Source organism: Enterococcus sp. S183_ASV_20, from assembly GCF_018919685.1.
In the GTDB taxonomy this organism is placed as follows: Bacteria; Bacillota; Bacilli; order Lactobacillales; family Enterococcaceae; genus Enterococcus; species Enterococcus faecalis.
The window spans coordinates 1-648 of sequence record NZ_JAHLRI010000166.1 but is presented as its reverse complement, the minus strand read 5'-3'; the positions used below and the strand labels follow the sequence as shown (position 1 = coordinate 648).

Annotated in this window: 1 tRNA gene; it reads left to right on the top strand. The window is 38.3% G+C overall.

The window, feature by feature from the left end:
• The first annotated feature begins 414 nt into the window (after positions 1-414).
• Positions 415-486: transfer RNA gene (locus KQI94_RS16210), tRNA-Trp, on the top strand.
• Positions 487-648: the final 162 nt, after the last annotated feature.

Below are 648 nucleotides of genomic sequence, written 5' to 3'. Positions count from 1 at the left end.
AGCTTATCGAAATGGAAAAATAATTGCCTATAAATAAAATTTTGGCGGTTTTTTGGCGGAAAGTTGGCGGTTTTTATCAATATTTAGGTGTTATTATGGTAGTGTCGAAAGATAAGGAGACGAGGGTAAGGCATGCATTACCTATCTTAGCTCCGTTTCGCTTATCTTTTGAGGCTACCTATAAAAAATAAAGAATAAGGATGTGGAAAATCCAGTTCTTTCTGTCTCGTTTAGTCTAGGTAGCAAATATTGCAATAAACTTGGCATTAAGCTTACACGTAGACGTACGCCGAAAGCACTTGTCAAGATAGCGCTATGTAGTTTGCAATGATCACTCACAAATCAGACGTTCTCAAACTAAAAGAAATGGGGTGTAATTCCTCTCTCTTTTTTCTACAGGTTTGTGAGTGTTAATGGGATATAGCTTAACTGGTAGAGCAGCGGTCTCCAAAACCGTCGGTATAGGTTCGAGTCCTATTGTTCCGGTAGGTAGCATAGCTACTTAAATAAAAGAATCGTCAATAAATGTTTCTTACTTTAACGATCGGTTCACCTCCTTTCAGAATTAGCCAGCCTGCGGAAACAGGATAAAGTGGCTAGCAACCTAGTATTGTTAAATAAGTGTTAGATTGGCTAGGCAGTCTAATA